We start from the raw sequence: 14,733 nt of genomic DNA, 5'->3' as shown, positions 1-14,733 counted from the left end.
CGGGGATAGCATTGATATCGATCAAGTCTGGTCCGGGCCGCAGGTGTTGATAAAAATCAATGCCCAATCCGGCTGCGCTTGGTAAATTGAAAAACAGCCCCCAGAAACAGACAGGCTTGTTATGCCAGAGACCTCCAACAAGATTGCGCCGGCCCATCATGCTGTGGAAACGGCCCGGATGCCCGTGGCATCGGCTCCGGCCGCCGCCGGCACTGAGGCACCGGAAAAGGCGGATTTTCTGCTCGACCGTATCGCCAATGCAGTCTTGGCGCGTGCCACGCTGGGCATATCGCCGGCTTCGCTGGCGATGGCCTATTCCGACTGGGGCATGCATCTGGCCACGGCGCCGGGCAAGCAGCTGGATCTGGTGCGCAAGGCGGCCCGCAAACTGGGCCGACTGAACAAACATATCAGCCAATGCGCCTTTTCATCAGGCGCTGCGCAGGGTGATGCCGGGGCCTGTATCGAGCCGCTGGCGCAGGATCGCCGCTTTCGCGACCCCGCCTGGCAACAGCCGCCATACTGCTACATCTACCAGGCTTTTTTGCTGCAACAGCAATGGTGGCATAATGCCACCACGGGTGTGCCGGGTGTTTCGAAGCATCATGAAGAGGTGGTCGAATTCGCCACGCGGCAGTTTCTCGATATTTTTTCGCCCAGCAATTACCTGCCCAGCAATCCGGTCCTGCTGCAACGGACCCTGGCGGAGCGCGGCATGAACCTGCTGCGCGGCTGGCAGAATTTCATCGAGGATGCGCAGCGCCTGGTCGCCGGGCAGCCACCTGTTGGTGCCGAGGCATTCAAGGTCGGCGAACAGGTGGCGGTCACGCCGGGCAAAGTGGTGTATCGCAACCGCCTGATCGAATTGATCCAGTATGCTCCGGCAACCGAAAAAGTGCGTGCCGAGCCGGTACTGATCCTGCCGGCCTGGATCATGAAATACTACATTCTCGATCTCTCCCAGCAGAATTCGCTGGTGCGCTACCTGGTCGATCAGGGGCACAGCGTTTTCATGGTGTCGTGGAAGAATCCGGATTACCAGGATCGTGATCTGGGCATGGAAGAGTATGTGCGTCTTGGGGCGATGGCCGCCATAGATGCGGTTTCCGCCATCATGCCGGAACGGAAGATACATGCGGCCGGTTATTGTCTGGGCGGTACATTGCTGGCGATAACGGCTGCGGCCATGGCGCGGCGCGAGGATGACCGTCTTGCCAGCATGACCATGCTGGCGGCACAGGTGGATTTTAAGGAAGCCGGCGAACTCACCCTGTTTATCGATGAAAGCCAGGTGCGGTTCCTGGAGGATATGATGTGGGAGCAGGGTTATCTGGAAACCAAGCAGATGGCCGGCGCCTTCCAGCTTCTGCGCTCCAACGACCTGATCTGGTCGCGGCTGCTCAGCGAATATCTGATTGGCGAGCGTAGCGGCATGAACGACCTGATGGCCTGGAATGCCGACCAGACCCGCATGCCCTATCGCATGCATAGCGAATATCTGCGCCGCCTGTTCCTGGATAATGATCTGGCGGAGGGGCGCTACCGTCACGATGGCAGATTGGTATCACTCAGCGATATTCGGGTGCCAATTTTTGCCGTTGGCACCGAGCGTGACCATGTGGCACCCTGGCGCTCCGTGTTCAAGATTGACCGGTTGACCCATACCGACGTGACCTTGCTGCTCACCAGCGGCGGCCACAATGCCGGCATTGTCAGCGATCTGGGCCGTAGGGACCGGCATTACCGCATTGATCGCCGCCAGGCCGACAATCAGGAGATTGATATCGATGCCTGGATGGAGCGGCATGTGCCGCAGGCCGGCTCCTGGTGGCCCGCCTGGCAGGAATGGCTGGCCCGGCTTTCCGGCCCAGCGAAACTGCCGGCGCCGCGCAAACTGGGCTCCGCCGAAGCAGGCTATGAGCCTTTAATGGATGCGCCGGGCAGTTATGTGATGGGGCAATAGCGGCAACGATCAGCGCGCCAGATCACTCAGCAATCTGAAGGCGACGATATCGCTGACGATTACCAGCAACAGCAGGATCAGCAGAATGACATAGCGATTGATATCGCTGCCCAGGCGTCCTTTCACGCGCAGGGCGCTGCGGGCGGCACTGGAGAAGCCATCGGCCAGCCGGTCCAGCTTACGCGCCTCGCCATACTGCCATGCTTGCAGCATGCCGATCACAATCAAAACGGCGATACCGGTGAAAAGCAGGAAATATGCAACGAAATTGATAACGTCCTTGGCCATGGGGACAAAGCCGCAAATAGCGACCAGGCCAAAGCTGAGCAAGGTAAAATACTCCAGCACGCGCCATTGCTGGCCCTTGCCGAAGCGGATGTTGTGGCCGGCTTCCTGATAGAGCAGCCGATATTCGGCATGGGTTGCCTCATCCAGATCGCTGCTGCGCTCGGGCTCTGCGGCTTCGTCCTCATTGACATGGGCGGCAGCTTGACGTGGTGCGGTTGCCGGCTGCGCCGGTCGGCGCGGCGTGTTTGTTGGGGCCATGGTTACCTCCAGGCGCCTGCATTGGCATGCGGGCTGATGGCGATAGTATCGTGATAATCAGTTAACGGCAGGTAAGGCGCGCAGATCGCCAATAAAACAATGGTAGATATAAGCGTGCGCCGGCTATAAAGAGCTGATCCTGCTCAACAAGTTGCATTATATCATCCAATATATTCCAAACATTGTAGTATTTCTGGTTGCTCGCACAGGGTGATTTTGACCCAGATCATTGCGATTGCCGCGCTATGTCGGTTTAAGTAGGCCATCCCCCAACCCTGCAATGTAATGTTTCCAGTCCGCCATGCCCCCAGATGCAAATACCCGTTCATCCGAAGTGAAACCGGCAGCTACTGCCGCCCGCACGCAGCGCAGCCAGCCGGTTCCAGTCTCTGGCGGCGGTGTGAATTTGACCACCGTGATCGGCCTTGTCGGCGCCATATCGCTGCTTGGATTTGTTGCATCCAGTGAAGGCGAGATCATCCATTATCTCAATCTCACCGGTTTCATCATTGTCTTTGGCGGTGTGTTGGTAGCGGCGCTGATTGCCTTCCAGGGCCGGGAATTGGGCGCGGCGCTGCGCGCTTTCGGCACCATCTTTACCGCCGATCATGGAGTACGCGCAGAAATCGTTGAATTGATCGAAGTCTCGCGCCACCTGGCGCAGAAAAACATCCATCTGGCCGAAGAGCGCGCCGGCCGCATTGCCAGCCCGTTTCTCAAGCTGGGTTTGCAATTGGTTATCGACGGCACGCCGATGGATGACCTGATGCATATCATGAATTGGCGGATCCGGAAGATGGCGGAAATTGAATCGGCGCAGGCCCGCTTTTTCCGCACACTTGCAGCGCTGGCGCCGGGATTTGGTCTGCTAGGCACCCTGGCCGGCATGGTGGCAATGCTACGGGAGCTTGGTTCCGGCGATATCGCCAGAGTTGGCAGCGGCATGGCCGTGGCGATGCTGGCCACCCTTTACGGCGTTGTATTGTCCAATCTGATTTTCAAGCCGATAGCGGTGAAGATCGAGCAACGTACCCAGCGCCGTGTTGCCATGCTCAATATCCTGCTGGAAGGCATATTGCTGGTTTCGCTGGGGCGCTCTCCAACGGTTGTCGGCGATGCCATGCAGGCTTTTGTCAACGAAACCCGCGATGAAATCTACGATGTCTGAACGCGGCAAAGTCGATCCAGCCAGTTTACGTCAGAAGGCCAGGCTGCGGAGCGGCGCCACACCCCGCCAATCGACCCGCGGCCTTTACGGTGGCTTTGACCAGCATGCCGAGGCCACGGGAGGCGAGGAGGCGGAAGAGTGGGTTGTCAGCTACATGGATATGGTCACGCTGCTGATGATTGTATTCCTGACTTTGGTTGGCATGTTGTGGATCGACAAGAAAACCAGGCCCACCGTGGTCAATGTGTTGCAAATCGAGACCGGCCGCATGCCGCGCGCGGATTTCGGCGATGCCGATACGCCGATGCCACAATCTGACATTCGCAGTATGACGGCGCAGGGCCAGCCTTTGCCCTCCTATGTTGCCATAGAGCCGCATACCCGGGCTGTGGTGGACCAGTGGGTCGATGCCTTGCGGCAGAATAAGCTGGACGATCAGGTGAGATTGCAGATTCAGGAACGACGTGTCAGCATCGCCATCCGCGATAGGCTGCTATTTCCATCGGGGCAGATTGAAATCCAGTCCAATGGTATTGCGGTCATCAAGCGGCTGGCCAGTTTGCTGCGCGATCTGCCTGGAGTAATCTCGGTGGAGGGGCATACGGACGATGTACCCATTCATTCCGACCGCTTTCCATCGAATTGGGAATTGTCGGCCGGCCGGGCGGCTTCGGTGGTGCGGGCGCTGACAGAGGCAGGATTGCCGGCGCAGCGCCTGCGGGCAATCGGCTATGCTGATTCACGGCCCCTGGTGCGTGGTAATGATAGTGAAAGCAGAGCTCAGAATCGTCGTGTCACCCTGGTGATCGAAGACCAGCGCTGACCAGCGCTTCAGCAATGGAAGCCAGCCATGGCCACTGAATATACCAAAACCATATCGCTCGACCGGCTGGCTGCCAGATTGCGGCAGCAACATGCCGGCAATATCGCGATCCTGGTCGATCTTTCCGCAATCCCGGCTATTCACAGCCGCATCATGTTTCGCAGCTTTGCCCGTTTCATCGAAGAGCGCACCATAGACGAGCCGATCGATGCCGTGCCGCTGGCGCGGAATATCCTGGTGATGCTGGCGCCAGCCCCAGTGGCGCAACGGGTGAAGGAAAAGCTGGAAAAACTGAATATTCAGCTACACGATCAGCACCATGGCTCGATTCGCATCCGGCAATATGATCTCGAAAGCCAAGCTGTAGCTTTTACCGAGACCGCCCGTCGATTGATGGAACAGGCGCCGGCGCCAGGCTCCGAGCGGGTCGTGGCAATACGTGATGAAGCGCCACCGGATGCCAATGCCCTGGGCGATGTTATCAATCTGCACCGCATTCTGTGGCAGGCCGATCTCTCCAATCAGACCAGACGCCAGCCGATCTGGGAGCTGGTTGCCAACACTGCGCCGGCCATTCTGGCTGACGAGACCTGGATTTCGATCGCGGCAATCGAACGGGCAACCGGTATTGACCTCTATGACAACATGTGGCTGCTGGCCAAGGCCACCGAGATGCTGGATCAGCGCGTGATATCGAATTTAATGGGCGATACCGCCGTGCTGAGCCGCCCGCTATCGGTCAACTTGCATCTTTCCACCATAATCAGCACGGCCTTCCGCAAATTGCTGCATGACAAGCCGCAGGCCGAGGTTGCGCAATTACTGGTGGAGGTTCCATTGCTGGAATGGCGGATCAATGCCGCCTTGAGCCAGACTGCTTTGCGTATTCTGCGCCAAGCCGGCATCCGGCTCTGTATGGATGGAATACAGCCGGATCAGTTGGCCGGAATCAGCGATGAGGAAGTGGCGGCTGCTGATTTCCTCAAGCTTGATGCCGCTGGCGCCAAGGCCGAGGCAGGCAAGATGGCATTGCAGCAACTGCCGGCCGGGCGGCGCGATGTATTGATCTCGAAGCTGATTTTCTGCCATTGCGACACCGCAGCCGCTGTGGAGACCGGCCTTGAAGGCGGCCTGCGCTTTTTCCAGGGGCGTGGTCTGACGCCATTGCTGGAAGATACCGAGACAATGGAACGTCTGCTGGGTTATGAAGCGGCCGATGCTGCCGTTGGCGCCCTGAAGGGTCTACAGCCGGCCGGCTGATCCTGGCCCTGCGGGGCGCATAAAGGGGCTTGCCAGGTCTCCTATAGACGGGTATTTATATCAACAATGTTTATATAAAAGCAGGAGGGAACCATGGCCAAGCATGCCTATATCGCCGGCGTCGGGATGACGCATTTTGTCAAGCCCGGCACCAATGATCCATTTCCGGTGATGGCCAAGCAGGCTATTGGCGAGGCCCTGGCCCATGCCGGCGTGGATTTCGCCGATGTGCAGCAGGCTTATGCCGGCTATGTCTATGGCGACACCACCTGCGGCCAGCGCGCCGTTTACACCGCCGGTATCACCGGCATTCCGATCATCAATGTCACCAATGCCTGCGCCACCGGCTCAACCGCTTTGTTCCTGGCGCGCCAGGCGGTGGAAGCCGGCGTGGTGGATTGCGCCCTGGCGCTTGGCTTTGAGCAGATGCCGGCCGGCGCCATCGATGTGATCTACCCGCAATGGCCCAGCCCGTGGCAGCCCAGCCTGGAAGCGGCGCAGCGTGCGCAGGGTGAATCAGCGGCGCCGTTTGCCTGCCAGCTTTTTGGCGGTGCCGGGCGGGAATACATGCAGCGCACCGGCATGGCGGCGGAGACCATGGCGGAAATCCAGGTCAAGGCGCGGCGCCATGCCGCCAATAACGAACGCGCGCTGTTCCGCAAGCCGGTGACGGTGGAGGAAGTGATGGCGTCGCCAGCGATCTATGGCCCGCTCACCCGGCTGATGTGCTGCCCGCCCACTTGTGGCGCTGCGGCGGCCATCGTTGTGTCAGAGGATTATGCCCGGCGCCATGGCCTCAATCGTGCCGTGCGGGTCCGCGCCCAGGCGATGGTGAGCGACCAGCCCGATGTGTTCGAGGCCGGCAGCATGATGAAGCTGGTGGGCTATGACATGGCGTATACCGCATCGCGCCGGGTCTACGAAGCCAGCGGCGTTGATCCGCGCGATATCCCGATGGTGGAGTTGCATGATTGCTTCGCTTCCAACGAAGTGCTGGCTTACGACTCGCTGGGTCTGGTGGAGAGCGGTGAAGCCGAAAAGTTTGTTCGCGATGGCGATAACACCTATGGCGGCCGCTGTGTCACCAATCCATCGGGCGGTTTGCTGTCGAAGGGTCATCCGCTGGGCGCCACCGGCCTGGCGCAATGTGCCGAACTGGTCTGGCAGTTACGCGGCGAGGCCGGTGCACGCCAAGTGCAGGATGCCAAGCTGGGCTTGCAGCATAATCTTGGCCTGGCCGGCGTTTGCGTCATCAGCCTGTATGAAGCCCCGGCGGCGGCCTGATCGGATCAGGTCGGCTTGTAATCCGTGATCCAGGTTTTGTCCTGCTCGCGCACCATGTGGTAGAGCACGCTCCAGAAGGTTTCCATATCCTTCTGGGGCACACCGCGCAGGCTGCGCTCGATATGCTCAAATTGCCGCTTAATCAAACGACGGTGCAATTGCACGCCTTTGGCTGTGGCATAATTGCAGCGCAGGCGGCGGTCGGTCAGGCCGGGGCGCTGCTCCATCAGACCCATCTTGGTCAGTTGATTCAGCGTGCGCGAGAACGCCTGGTTGGTGATGCGTAGAATAGAAAGCAGTTCATTCACCGTGATGCCCGGGCGTGAAACGGCAAAATGCAGCACGCGGTGATGTGGCCGGCCCAGGCCATATTGCACCAGCACTTCATCGGCCAGGCTGGCCTGCTCCATATGCACGTAGAAAACCAGCTCCAGCGTGCGGCGCAGCGAGGATTCGTCCGCACCGGCGTCGACATGTGCCGTATCGCCGGTCTTCGCGGCAGCCGGGTTATCCAGCGCCTTGTTTCGTTTCGCCGCCATCGGCGCTCACCCCATCTTCAACCACGGAATTTGCTCGGCAAAAGCCGCCGGCTCTGCTTCCAGGTCGCTTTGCATAAGGCAATTCCAGCGATTAAACCAGCCGAATGCAGCAATCACGGCCACGATCTCATGCAGGCTGGCGGTATCGTAATGCGCCGCAGCGGCGGCAAAGGCCGGGCCGGTATCGCCCATCGGTGACAGCCCGCCCACAGCCGCCAAATCCAGCGCGGCGCATTCGGCGGCGCTGAAAAGCGGCGATGTGGCGCGATCAGGCAGAGCGATGATTTTTTCCAGCGCCATCCCGGCATGTGCAGCAGCATGCGCGACATGGGCAGCCGTGTAGCGGCAGCGCGCGCTGCGGCTGGCCTCGGCGGCGATCAGGAAACGCAGGGTTTCCGGCAATTGGCCCGGGCCGCGTACTGTGCTGCGTACCAGTGCCAGCACGGCATTCAGCAGGCCCGGGCGGCGCGCCATGGTGAACAGCGCGTTCGGGCGGTAGCCGACAAAATCGATCAAGGCCTGCAATTCGGCGGCGTTGTCACCGGCATCGGTGTCGGCCGGATTGAGCGGGGCGATACGGGCCATTGGCTTTCCTCCATTTATATAAATCTTGTTGATATATTGCCTCACCGGTGATAAAAGCGAAAGCAATCAACGCATCATAGTGCGATAAAAAACGGAGGAGACACAGATGCATTTTCGTGCCACGGCGTATGCCTGTTCCGCGCTGGCGCTCATGCTGGCTGCGACGCAAGTTGCGGCCATCAAGCCGGCTGCCGCCCAGCCGGCAGATAAGTTCCGCATTGCCGGCATTCTGCCGCTCAGTGGCGCCTGGGGCATCATCGGCGAGAATATGCGCCGGGGTGCCACGATTGCTATTGAGGAACGCGGCAGCAAGGTGCTGGGCAAGCCGATTGAAGTGATGTGGGAAGATACCGAAACCTCCACCCAGGTGGCGGTGCAGAAGGCCACGCGCGCGCTATCGCAGGGTGTGCATACCTTGTTTGGCGAAGTATCGTCTGGCTCTACGCTGGCGATCATGAAGCTGACCGACCAGCGCAAGGTGCCGCAGATTGTCACGCTTTCCGCCGATGACCGCATCACCGGCACCGACAAAAGCCGCTACACCTTCCGCACCTCGAATACGGTGGCGATGGAAAATGCCATGATCGGCGAATTCGCCAAGCGCCAATCGGTCAAGAAGATGTATGGCATCATTGCCGATTACCAGGTTGGCCGCGATATGTGGACGGCGCTGAAAGCCGATCTCGCCACCAAGGGCATTGCGGTGGCGGGAGAGGAATTCGCTCCGATCGGATCGAAGGATTATTCGATCATGCTCGACAAGGCAGTGAAATCCGGCGCTGATGGCCTGTTGCTGCTGGTGGTCGGTGGTGATGTTGTCACCTCGCTGAAGCAGGGCGGTGAAACCGGCCTGCCACAGAAGATGAAGGTGATGGGCACCATGCTGATGGACGAGACATTGGGCCTTGCCGTTGGCGGCAGCGGTGCGCTCGGCGTCAATTCCACGTTGCGTTACCATTACACCCAGGATACGGCGCGCAATAAAAAATTCGTGGCTGCCTATCAGGCCAAATATAACGAATTGCCCAGCCAGTATGCCGGCGAAGCCTATGACGGCCTGAGCTGGTGGCTTGATACCGTGGATGGCACTGGTGTCTGGGACAAGGAAAAGTGGGTCGATGCTTTCCGCAATTCGGTGCGCCAGGATTCGGTCGAAGGCGTCAAGCGCATGCGCGCCTGCGACAATCAGGCCGAGCAGCCGGGTCTGTTTGGCACCGCGATTGCCGGCAGCGGCACCAACCCGGCCGTGATGATGAAGGTGGTTGAAAACTTCCAGGCGCAAACCCTGTTCAAACCCTGCAACTGAGCCTCCCCGGCATCGGTGCAAAGGCGGCGGGTGTGCTTCGGCCCATCCGCCGCAGCGGCCTCATCCTCAGTAAGCGGTAGCGCATGTCCACCATCGTCATCGGCCTCAGCATCGGCATGCTGCTGTTTCTGCTGGCGGCCGGCCTCACGCTGATTTTCGGCATGCTGGGCATCATCAATTTTGCCCATGGCGCCTTCTATATGCTGGGTGCCTATTTCGCCTATCAGGTGGCGGCCAGTTTTGGCAATTTCTGGCTGGCGCTCATCGTCAGCCCGTTGCTGCTGGCCCTGGTTGGCGCCGGCATTGAGCGGCTGGTGCTGCGGCCGATCTACAGCCGGGCGCATGAATTCCAGTTGCTGGCAACTTTTGGCCTGATCCTGGTGCTGGAGGAATTTGTCCGTGTGGTCTGGGGGCTGCAATTGCGCAGCATCGCGCCGCCGCCCGGCCTGTCCGGCAGCCTCAATATGTTTGACACTGATATCTCAAAATACCGCCTGTTTGTTGTGGTGTTCGGCGCCGCCATGGTGGCCTTGCTGTTTTTCGGCATCGAACGCACCAAGCTGGGCCTGATCCTGCGTGCCAGCAGCGATAATGCCAGTATGGCCGCCACGTTGGGCGTGGATGTGAATCGAGTGCGTACCGGCATCTTTGCACTTGGCGCGGCTTTGGCCGGCATCGGCGGCACCATTGCCGGGCCGATGCTGCCGATCCAGTTGCAGATGGGTTTCACCGTGATCCTGGATTGTTTCATCGTAGTGATCATCGGTGGCCTGGGTAATATCCGAGGCGCAGTGTTCGGCGCTCTGCTGATTGGCCTGACCCGCGCCTTCGGCCAGCAATATGCCGCCGAATGGATTGATATCGCCACCTATGCCGTGCTGGTGGCTGTGTTGCTGCTGCGTCCGGCCGGCCTGTTTGGCGTGAAGGTGCGTACGGCATGACCCGCAAATATCATCCTGAGATGCTGCCGGTTGGCTTGTTGACGCTGATCTTCCTGATTGCCGGTTTGCTGCCGGTGGATGAAGGTTTCGTCTATCTGGTGGCATTGATCATGATCTGGTCGATCTTTGCGCTCGGCTACGATATCTCCTTCGGTCTTGCCGGCATGCTATCCTTCGGCCATGCCGCCTTTTTCGGGATCGGCGCTTATGCCGCCGCCTGGGCGATGCTGGATGGTGGCTGGCCGTTTTCGCTGGCATTGGTGGCGGCCACGCTGGCTGGTGCTGCGCTGGCGTTGTTGTTCGGCCTGGTCGGGCGGCGGGTATCCGGCCTGTATTTTTCGCTGATGACCCTGATGCTGGCCGAACTGATCGCCATCGTGATGACCACGCGGCTGCGCCGCCTCAGCGGCGGCGTGGATGGCCTGCCCGGCGTGCCGCGTCCGGTTCTGGGCGAGGTGGATTTTTTCAGCAACCATAATTTCTACTGGGTGATCTATGTTGCCTTCATCGGCACATTGATTTTCTGCGCCATCTTCAAACATTCGCCATTGGGTCAGGCCCTGCAGGGGCTGCGGCAGAATCCGGTGCGCGCCGAACAGATCGGCTTTGACATTGCCGGCCTGCGGCTGACTGCTTTGGCGGTATCGGGCGGCTTTTCCGGCCTGGCCGGGGCCTATCTGGCATCGCTGATGATGTATGTCGGGCCGCAGATGCTGAACTGGAAAATTTCCGGCGATGTGGTGATCATGACCCTGCTGGGCGGCAGCGGCACTCTGATCGGCCCGGTGATCGGTGTCACGCTGGTGGAATTGCTGCGCGAGGGCCTCTCGGCCACTACGCAATACTGGTATGGTGTGCTGGGTGTGATCTTCATCCTGTGCACGATTTTTCTGCCGCAGGGCCTAGCCGGATTGGGGAGGCAGCTATGGCGCCGCAAATGATGCAGGCCCAGCCTATTCAAGCTCTGTCCTGCCAGGGCATCTCTGTGCGTTTCGGCCATTTCCAGGCGTTGAACAATGTCAGCCTGGATTTGCCGCCGGGCCAGACCCTGGCGCTGATCGGCCCCAATGGCGCCGGCAAGACCACATTGATCAATGCGCTGAGCGGCCGTGTGGCGATGGCGGCGGGGCGTATACAATTGGGCGATGCCGATATCAGCAGCATGCCGGTGCATCGCCGGGCTGCTGCCGGGCTTGGCCGCAGTTTCCAGATCATCAATATATTTGAGCAGATGACAGTGCTGGAGAATCTGCGCCTGGCGGCACAGCCGCGCGGCTTCCGCCGCCAGCCCTTCTGGCGCTCGGTTGCGGCCTGGCCGTTTCTGGCCGAGCGGGCGCGACAGGTGGCGGCGGAAGTCGGCCTGGAGGCCGAACTCGATCTGCCGGTGGCGATGCTGAGCCACGGCAAGCAGCGCGCGGTGGAACTCGGCCTGGCGCTGATGACCGAACCTAGCGTGTTATTGCTGGATGAACCGCTGGCGGGTGTTGGCCAGGCCGAGATCGAGGCCACCATGGCTTTGCTTGACCGTGTGCGGCGTGGCCGCAGTGTGTTGCTGGTGGAGCATAACATGGATGCCGTGATGCGCATCGCTGACGAAATCGTGGTGATGATCGGCGGCGAAATCCTGATGCGCGGCACACCCGATGCGGTATGCCGGGATCCAGAGGTGCGACGGCTCTATCTCGGCAGCGAGGAGATCGTGTCGCATGCTTGAATTACGCGGCGCCGATGTGTTCTACGGCAAGGCTCAGGCCCTGCACGAGATCAATTTCACCATTGCCAAGGGCGGCATCGCGGCACTGATCGGCCGCAACGGCGCCGGCAAATCCACCTTGCTGCGCGCGCTGGCCGGTGGCCAAGCATTGCTGAATGGCACGCGCTGGCTTGATGGTGAAAACATCACCAGCCTGCCGCTGCATCTGTGCAGCCGGCGTGGCATCGCCCTGGTGCCGGAGAACCGCCAGATTTTTCCCAGCCTGACGGCAGAGGAAAATCTCCGCCTGCCCACCACGCTGCATCCGCCGGGCTATTGGACGCTGCAACGGGTCTATGGCCTGTTTCCGCGCCTGGCCGAACGCCGCGCCACCAATGGCACCTCGCTTTCCGGCGGCGAGCAGCAGATGCTGGCCATTGGCCGCGCGCTGCTGACCAATCCGCGCTACCTGTTGCTGGATGAACCAACCGAAGGCTTGGCGCCGGTGGTGGTGGATGCCATCATCCGTGCCATCGGTGAGATCAACGCGCAGGGTACCGCCATCATGCTGGTGGAACAGAATTTCAAGGTGCCGCGCCAATTGGCGCAGGCTTTTCACCTGATTGATAGTGGCCGCATTGTCTGGAGCGGTGGTGCCGATGCCATCGATCAGGCGCAGAGCCGCATGATGATCGGGCATTGAGTGAGAAATAGCGCCGTGGAGACAATGGGCATGTATAGCAAGATCAACGATCCGTCGCATTGGATTCTGCCCGCCGTGCTGGCCGAGCAGGCCAGTGTGCAGCCGGATGCGTCATGGATCGAGATGGTGGATGGCGGTCGGCTCAGTTTTGGCCAGGCTGCGGCGGATGTGGATTTGGTTGCCGGGATGCTGCGCGATCTGGGTATCAAGCCAGGCGACATGGTGGCGCTGATGATGCCAAACGGCATCGATCTGGTGCGTGCCTGGCTCGGCATCGGCCGGCTGGGTGCCGTTGCGGTGATGCTGAACACCGAATTGCGCGGCGCGTTTCTGGAACACCAGTTGCGCAATTGCGGCGCGGCGCTGGCGATTGTGGATGGTGGCATGCTGCCGGTGGTGCTGGAGGCGGCTGCTGATGTGGCCACGCTGGCGCGTATCGTGGTGGTGGGCGCCAAGCCAGAGGATAGCAGGGGCAAGATACTGCTGGATTGGGCGGCATGGCGCCAAGCCGCAGCCTATAGCGGCCCATTGCCGCGTGCCGAGGATATTGCCTGTGTGATGTATACCTCCGGCACCAGCGGGCCTTCCAAGGGTGTGCTGATGCCGCATGCGCATTGCACACTTTATGGCATCGGCCAGATCAAGGCGGTGGCGCTCACCCGGGAAGATCGCTTCTACATCACCTTGCCGCTGTTTCATGCCAATGGCCTGCTGATGCAGCTTGGCGCCACCTTGCTGGCTGGTATTCCGGCGGTGATCCGGCAGCGCTTCAGCGCTTCAGAATGGCTCAACGATATCCGCCAGCACAATTGCACGGTGAGCAACAGCCTGGGCGCCCTGGCCGCCTTTGTGCTGGCGCAGCCGCCCAGGCCGGAAGATCGCCAGCATAAGCTGCGGGTGCTGTGCAACGCGCCCAATCTGCCGGAACATGAACAGGCATTCCGCAGCCGTTTCGGCCTGCGTGATATCGTTTCCGGCTTTGGCATGACCGAGGTGAATATTCCGGTCTGGGGTCGTATCGGCCAGGCTTGCCCGGGGGCGGCCGGCTGGGTGCATGATGAACATTTTGAAGTCATCGTCGCCGACCCGGAAACCGACCGCCCAGTGGCGCCGGGTGAATTGGGCGAAATCCTGGTGCGGCCAAAAATCCCATTCGGCTTCATGGTCGGCTATCACAATATGCCGGAACGTACCGTGGAAGCCTGGCGGAATCTCTGGTTCCATACCGGCGATGCCGGCACCAAGACGGCAGATGGTCTGATCACCTTCGTCGATCGGATCAAGGATTGTATCCGGCGCCGCGGCGAGAATATTGCCGCCAGCGAAGTGGAGGCGGCGGTTGGCAGCCTTGCCGGGATCGAGGAAATTGCTGCCTATGCCGTGCCATCCGATATTGCCGGCGGCGAGGACGAGCTGATGCTGGCGATTGTAGCCAAACCCGGCGCCGTGCTGGTGCCGCAGGCGGTGGCGGATCATGCCGATGCTGTGCTGCCGCGCTTTGCCATGCCGCGTTTCATAGAATTTCTGCCCGAATTGCCCAAGACCGCCACCGGCAAGGTGCAGCGCGCCGTGCTGCGCAAACGCGGTGCCAGCACAGCCTGGGATCGTGAACGGCGCGGCTGAAAAGCCGCGCTGCCGCACACTCTTTATGCAATCCTTATACCGGATGCCGGCAATCCGCATGGCGCCCTGATGCCCTGCGCGGCTAGATCATAGGCTCCATCGGAGCCACATCATGCCTGACATCCTGTTTCTCGGCCTCGGCCTTGGGCTGTTCGCCGCCTGCATCCTCTACATCCTGCTCTGCGAGCGTCTTTAGGAGCTGCCATGACCCTCGACTTCATCCTCGGCGGTGGCGTTGCGCTGCTGCTTGCCATTTATCTGCTCTATGCCCTGCTGCGGGCCGAGCGTTTCTGAGCCCA

15 protein-coding genes are annotated in these 14,733 nt (G+C 60.4%); 12 read left to right on the top strand and 3 right to left on the bottom strand.

From position 1 onward, the window contains the following. Positions 1–178 precede the first annotated feature (178 nt). Complete coding sequence (locus KBB36_RS03635) at positions 179–1,963, top strand: alpha/beta fold hydrolase (RefSeq protein ID WP_290977006.1); 1,785 nt, start codon at positions 179–181, stop codon at positions 1,961–1,963. Positions 1,964–1,972: 9 nt separating this feature from the next. Here KBB36_RS03635 and KBB36_RS03630 read toward each other — a convergent pair whose 3' ends face one another. Then, complete coding sequence (locus tag KBB36_RS03630) at positions 1,973–2,509, bottom strand: hypothetical protein (RefSeq protein WP_290977003.1); 537 nt, start codon at positions 2,507–2,509, stop codon at positions 1,973–1,975. Between the two features lie 400 nt (positions 2,510–2,909). Between KBB36_RS03630 and KBB36_RS03625 the strand changes: the two genes are divergently transcribed. The 4 genes from KBB36_RS03625 to KBB36_RS03610 all read left to right on the top strand — a co-directional run bounded on the left by KBB36_RS03625 (position 2,910) and on the right by KBB36_RS03610 (position 7,044). Continuing rightward, entirely contained in the window at positions 2,910–3,677 is a 768-nt protein-coding gene (locus KBB36_RS03625) for a MotA/TolQ/ExbB proton channel family protein (RefSeq protein ID WP_290977000.1), read from the top strand. After that, positions 3,670–4,500, top strand: a complete 831-nt coding sequence (locus tag KBB36_RS03620) for an OmpA family protein (protein WP_290976997.1) — start codon at positions 3,670–3,672, stop codon at positions 4,498–4,500. The genes KBB36_RS03625 and KBB36_RS03620 overlap by 8 nt, the downstream gene beginning before the upstream one ends. Positions 4,501–4,527: 27 nt before the next feature. Beyond that, positions 4,528–5,760, top strand: coding sequence for a hypothetical protein (locus KBB36_RS03615; protein ID WP_290976994.1), 1,233 nt, complete (start codon positions 4,528–4,530; stop codon positions 5,758–5,760). 93 nt (positions 5,761–5,853) lie between these two features. Beyond that, positions 5,854–7,044 (top strand): lipid-transfer protein, encoded by a 1,191-nt coding sequence (locus KBB36_RS03610; protein WP_290976992.1) that lies wholly within the window; start codon positions 5,854–5,856, stop codon positions 7,042–7,044. 5 nt (positions 7,045–7,049) lie between these two features. Here the strand turns inward: KBB36_RS03610 and KBB36_RS03605 are convergent, their stop codons facing one another. Beyond that, positions 7,050–7,583: a MarR family transcriptional regulator gene (locus KBB36_RS03605; protein ID WP_290976990.1), complete on the bottom strand. Its 534-nt coding sequence runs from the start codon at positions 7,581–7,583 to the stop codon at positions 7,050–7,052. A 6-nt stretch (positions 7,584–7,589) separates the two neighbouring features. Then, positions 7,590–8,168: a carboxymuconolactone decarboxylase family protein gene (locus KBB36_RS03600; protein ID WP_290976987.1), complete on the bottom strand. Its 579-nt coding sequence runs from the start codon at positions 8,166–8,168 to the stop codon at positions 7,590–7,592. A 106-nt stretch (positions 8,169–8,274) separates the two neighbouring features. On the opposite strand from KBB36_RS03600, the gene KBB36_RS03595 reads away from it, so the two are divergent. The 7 genes from KBB36_RS03595 to kdpF all read left to right on the top strand — a co-directional run bounded on the left by KBB36_RS03595 (position 8,275) and on the right by kdpF (position 14,728). Continuing rightward, entirely contained in the window at positions 8,275–9,474 is a 1,200-nt protein-coding gene (locus KBB36_RS03595; protein ID WP_290976984.1) for an ABC transporter substrate-binding protein, read from the top strand. Positions 9,475–9,557: 83 nt separating this feature from the next. Continuing rightward, on the top strand, positions 9,558–10,415 hold the full coding sequence (locus tag KBB36_RS03590; RefSeq protein WP_290976982.1) for a branched-chain amino acid ABC transporter permease: 858 nt from the start codon (positions 9,558–9,560) through the stop codon (positions 10,413–10,415). Next, the gene (locus KBB36_RS03585; protein ID WP_290976980.1) at positions 10,412–11,356 is read left to right on the top strand and encodes a branched-chain amino acid ABC transporter permease; all 945 of its coding nucleotides are present in this window, start codon (positions 10,412–10,414) and stop codon (positions 11,354–11,356) included. Before KBB36_RS03590 ends, KBB36_RS03585 begins: the two co-directional genes overlap by 4 nt. After that, positions 11,341–12,129: an ABC transporter ATP-binding protein gene (locus KBB36_RS03580; protein ID WP_290976977.1), complete on the top strand. Its 789-nt coding sequence runs from the start codon at positions 11,341–11,343 to the stop codon at positions 12,127–12,129. Before KBB36_RS03585 ends, KBB36_RS03580 begins: the two co-directional genes overlap by 16 nt. Beyond that, positions 12,122–12,811 (top strand): ABC transporter ATP-binding protein, encoded by a 690-nt coding sequence (locus tag KBB36_RS03575; RefSeq protein ID WP_290976975.1) that lies wholly within the window; start codon positions 12,122–12,124, stop codon positions 12,809–12,811. Before KBB36_RS03580 ends, KBB36_RS03575 begins: the two co-directional genes overlap by 8 nt. Positions 12,812–12,841: 30 nt before the next feature. Then, positions 12,842–14,434: an AMP-binding protein gene (locus KBB36_RS03570; RefSeq protein WP_290976972.1), complete on the top strand. Its 1,593-nt coding sequence runs from the start codon at positions 12,842–12,844 to the stop codon at positions 14,432–14,434. A gap of 204 nt (positions 14,435–14,638) precedes the next feature. Then, complete coding sequence (gene kdpF, locus KBB36_RS03565) at positions 14,639–14,728, top strand: K(+)-transporting ATPase subunit F (RefSeq protein WP_290976970.1); 90 nt, start codon at positions 14,639–14,641, stop codon at positions 14,726–14,728. Positions 14,729–14,733 lie beyond the last annotated feature (5 nt).

The sequence above is a fragment of the Ferrovibrio sp. genome (assembly GCF_017994015.1).
Lineage (GTDB): Bacteria > Pseudomonadota > Alphaproteobacteria > Ferrovibrionales > Ferrovibrionaceae > Ferrovibrio.
This window is presented reverse-complemented; position numbering and strand designations above follow the sequence as displayed.